The organism is Promineifilum sp. (SeqCode), from assembly GCF_041918635.1.
In the GTDB taxonomy this organism is placed as follows: domain Bacteria; phylum Chloroflexota; class Anaerolineae; order Promineifilales; family Promineifilaceae; genus Promineifilum.
The window spans coordinates 1-3,807 of record NZ_JAYRVJ010000285.1; the positions used below are offsets into that span (position 1 = coordinate 1).

The following is a 3,807-nucleotide window of genomic DNA, read 5'->3' on the forward strand; positions in this document are numbered from 1 at the left end:
GGCGCTGGAGGCGGAATTGAAGCGCGCGCCGGCCGAACGGGCCAGGGAGGCCGAGGCGGTCGCCGCCCGGCTGGCCCGGTTGACGGCGGCGCTGGAGGCCGGCGACGCGGAGATGGCCGACGCGGGTGGGCGCGCCCTGGAGCGGGCCGCCGAAGCCCTGGCCGACGCCCGCCCCGGCATTCCCGCCGCCGCCCGGCAGATTACCGCCGCAACAAGACGAATTATGAATTAGGAATTACGAATTAAGAATTAGGAATTAGGAGTAAGAGAGGGCGCTGGTAAACCGCACTCTAATTCTTAATTCCTAATTCCTAATTTTCTTTGGAGGCACTATGAACGAGGCAAGCCGCCGGTTCCTGGCGGAGCTACAGACGAAGCTGACCACCTACTTCGGCGGTGAGGAGATCGAGACGCTGGCCTTTCTCCTGGGCATCGACTACGATGCGCTGCGCGGCGGTACCAAGCCGACCAAGGTGAACTCCCTGATCTACGACGCCGCCCGCAAGGGCCTCCTGCCCGACCTGCTGGCCGAAGTGCGCCAGCAGCGGGGCAACGTCACCTGGCCTGACGCGCCGGCCGACTTGGAACTGCCCCAGAGCGCGGCCGAGGCCGAGGCGGCCACGATCTACCAGATCGGCACGCTCAACACCGGCGGCGGGGCTTTCGTTGGCGGCGGCATCAGCGCCGGCGGCGACGTGAACGCCGGGCAGAAGACGGTCGGCGGCGACGAGATCAAGGGCAGCAAGTACGTGATGTCCGGCGATTTCCGCGGCGCGGTGCTCAACATCGAGTCGCGCCTCGACAACGTCGTCCAGAGCATTGGGGCCATGCCCGCCGCCGCGCCCGACCAGAAGGCGCGGCTGGCCGAACTCGTCGGTCAACTCAAGGCGGCGTTGGGTCGCGCCCCAGAGGCGCAGGCGGCCGACGCGGTCAACCTCGCCAAGCGGCTTGACGCGCTGGCCCAGGAAGTGGCCGGCGACGCGCCCGACCGGGAGTACGTGGCCGAACTGGGCGAACTGTTGCAACGGGCGGCGGCCAAGCTGTCGGCTGTGCCCGGCGTCGGCGATCTGGTGGCCGCCATCGTCGAACTGGCGACGAGCCTGCTCAAGTAAGGTGGCCCGGCCGCCCTTCGCCGTCGAAGCTTACCTGCCGCCATTCCTTCCCTCCATCCCTCCGGCCGAGGGCGCGTTGACCGTGCTCTCGGCCAATCTGCGTAACCCTTTCTTCCCGCCCAACCGCGAGCGCCGCGCCGCGACGCTGGCCCGGCTGGAGGCGTTCGCCCGGCTGGTCGAGGCGGAGCGGGCGGACGTACTGCTCTGCCAGGAGGTTGGTCGCACTCGCGATTTTCGTGTAGATAACTGGCTGGCCGAGCGGCTCGGGCTGGGCCGGGTCTATGCGCGCGTCAACGTGCGCGTGACGTCTATTGGGCGGGAGGAGGGGGTGGCCGTCTTCAGCCGCTATCCGCTGACTGACCCCATCGTTCTGCCGCTGACGGCCACGCGGCGGCTGTGGCGGCGGGCGGCGTTGGGCGTCTCGGTGCGCGCGCCCTGGGGCGAGGTGATGGTCTACACCACCCACCACAGCCTGCGCCCCTGGCGCAACCGGCGGCAACCGGCGCGGTTGCGGCGCTGGGTGGCGGCGACGGCGGAGGGGCGGCCGGCGCTTGTTGGGGGCGATTTCAACGCCGATGAGGACGCGCCGCAGATGGCCGACTTGTCGTCAACCGCGGTGGACAGTTGGCCCTGGATCGATACGTTTCGGGCGCTGCACCCGTCGGCCGGCGGGGCGACGCACGAATTGCGGCTATTCGGCCGGGTGTGGCGGCGGCGGTTGGACTATCTCTTCCTGCGGCCGGGCCGCCCCGAATTGCGCGTAACCGGTTGCCGGCACGTGATGTCGTCTGATATTCCTTTTTCCGATCATGGGGCGGTGGTTGTGCGCCTCCAGCCTGTACACTTGTAGAGACCGCCCGGGCCTAAAGGCGCCGGGCTAGCCAGCAACGCCGGCCGAGGCCGGCTATCGGTGGGGCTGCGTCCTACAGGCCCGTTCAGACTGGGCTGGCGGGGGTGGTCTGAGCAGTTTGAACAGTTTTCCGCAAACTTCGCCAAGTGATTTTTATACGTGAGGAGTTTGCGGAAAACTGTTCAAACTATTCAAACCCTTCACTGCCACTGGACGGCTGTGGCACATGCTGGTCTAGGCTGATGGCGGTGGTCCGAACAGTTCGAAGGGTTCGAAGGGTTTTTCGCAAACTTCGCCAAGTTATTTTCTTACGTGAGGAGTTTGCGAAAAACCCTTCGAACCCTTCGAACCCTTCGACTCAGGGGAGTGGTGGCAACCCTCGGTGGTCAGGTGATAGCGCTGCCTGTCTGGTTCGTGGTCTATAGCGCCTTCATGGTAGCGCGGGAGGGTATCCCGCGTTTCGGGCGGTCGGAGATGCGGGTTGCCAACCCGCGCTACAAGCAACGTTAGCGCGATGGAAAGAACGGCAATAAATGGCCTGACTACAAACTACTCAGGCGGGATCGGTCAAATAATCAACCTATTGTGCGTTTAGCCGTTGATATTCCGCACCGGAATCGCTATACTGCGTTCAGAATCGCAACTCGCCTCACCGACTGACTTATGATCACCTTGGACGCCATTGACCGCACCCTGTTACGCGCCCTGCAAGAGGACGCCCGGCTGAGCAACGTCGAACTGGCCCGGCGCGTCGAGCTGTCGGCCACCGGACTGCAAAAGCGGCTGCGCCGGCTGGAGGAGGCCGGCGTCATCCGCGGCTATGCGGCCGTGGTCGACCGCGAGGCGCTCGGCTTCGACATGCTGTGCTTCGTCCAGGTCACGCTGCAACGCCACGAGCCTGACGCCGTCGCCCACTTCCGGCGCGAGGTGGCGGCCATGCCCGAGGTGCTGGAGTGCCACCACCTGACGGGCGAGTTCGACTACCTGCTCAAGGTCATCGTCCGCAACCGCAAACACCTGGAGCGCTTCATCCTGGAGACGCTGACCCCGGTGCGCGGCATGGACAAGATTCGCACCAGCCTGGTGCTCAGCGAGATCAAGGCCGCGGCCGCCGTCCCCCTGTGCGAGCCGCCGGCCGAGGAGTAACCCACCGATGCTCACCGCCGTTCCCCCTTCACCCGTCGCGCCGGAACTGTGTCTGGCGCACTGGACGCAGACCATGCAGCGCTCGGTGCTGCGCCAGATGCTCGCCGTGGTGTCGCGGCCGGGCATTCTGTCCTTTGCCGGCGGGCTGCCCGCGCCGGAGCTGTTCCCCACGGCCGATTACGCCGCTGCCCTGGCGCGCGTCCTGGCCGATGACCCGCGCGCCCTCCAATATGGGCCGCCCTTCGCCCCGTTGAAGGCCCACATCGTCCGGCTGATGGCCGAACGCGGCGTGGATTGCGACGAGGAGCAGATCTTCATCACCACCGGCGCGCAACAGGCGCTCGACGTGCTCGCCCGGCTGCTGCTCGACCCCGAAGGCGAAGTCATGCTGGAGGAGATCGTCTACCCCGGCATCCAGCAGGCCGTGGCCCCCGCCTGCCCGACGGTGCTGCCGGTGCGCACCGACCTGACGACGGGCATTGAGGTGGACGACGTGATCGACCACCTGGAGCGGAGGGCGCGGCCAGCCTTTCTCTACGTCATCCCCGACGCCCACAACCCACTGGGCGTCAGCGTCAGCGAAGAAAAGCGCCGCCGGCTGGCCGAGGTGGCCGAAGCCTATAGGCTCCCCATCGTCGAGGACGACCCCTACGGCTTCCTGGCCTACGACGGCCGCTGCGCCCCGCCCGTGCGGGCCTA

General features: G+C 66.7%; 6 protein-coding genes. All 6 read left to right on the forward strand.

Going from position 1 to position 3,807, the window contains the following annotated elements; genetic code table 11:
- The coding region (locus ACE3UY_RS09345) for a hypothetical protein (RefSeq protein WP_374687274.1) at positions 1–232 on the forward strand (232 nt) is incomplete at its 5' end.
- A gap of 100 nt (positions 233–332) precedes the next feature.
- On the forward strand, positions 333–1,112 hold the full coding sequence (locus ACE3UY_RS09350; RefSeq protein WP_374687275.1) for a hypothetical protein: 780 nt from the start codon (positions 333–335) through the stop codon (positions 1,110–1,112).
- 1 nt (position 1,113) lies between these two features.
- The gene (locus ACE3UY_RS09355; RefSeq protein ID WP_374687276.1) at positions 1,114–1,962 is read left to right on the forward strand and encodes an endonuclease/exonuclease/phosphatase family protein; all 849 of its coding nucleotides are present in this window, start codon (positions 1,114–1,116) and stop codon (positions 1,960–1,962) included.
- A 369-nt stretch (positions 1,963–2,331) separates the two neighbouring features.
- A complete protein-coding gene (locus ACE3UY_RS09360) occupies positions 2,332–2,472 on the forward strand; it encodes a hypothetical protein (RefSeq protein WP_374687277.1) in 141 nt (46 codons plus the stop codon).
- A gap of 153 nt (positions 2,473–2,625) precedes the next feature.
- Positions 2,626–3,108, forward strand: a complete 483-nt coding sequence (locus tag ACE3UY_RS09365; protein WP_374687278.1) for an Lrp/AsnC family transcriptional regulator — start codon at positions 2,626–2,628, stop codon at positions 3,106–3,108.
- Positions 3,109–3,115: 7 nt separating this feature from the next.
- A partial coding sequence (locus ACE3UY_RS09370; protein WP_374687279.1) for an aminotransferase class I/II-fold pyridoxal phosphate-dependent enzyme occupies positions 3,116–3,807 on the forward strand: 692 nt, incomplete at its 3' end.

Bases quoted from the DNA above. Each gene is read 5' to 3' on its own strand.
- ACE3UY_RS09350 (WP_374687275.1), top strand. From the start codon at position 333: ATGAACGAGGCAAGCCGCCGGTTCCTGGCGGAGCTACAGACGAAGCTG.
- ACE3UY_RS09365 (WP_374687278.1), top strand. From the start codon at position 2,626: ATGATCACCTTGGACGCCATTGACCGCACCCTGTTACGCGCCCTGCAA.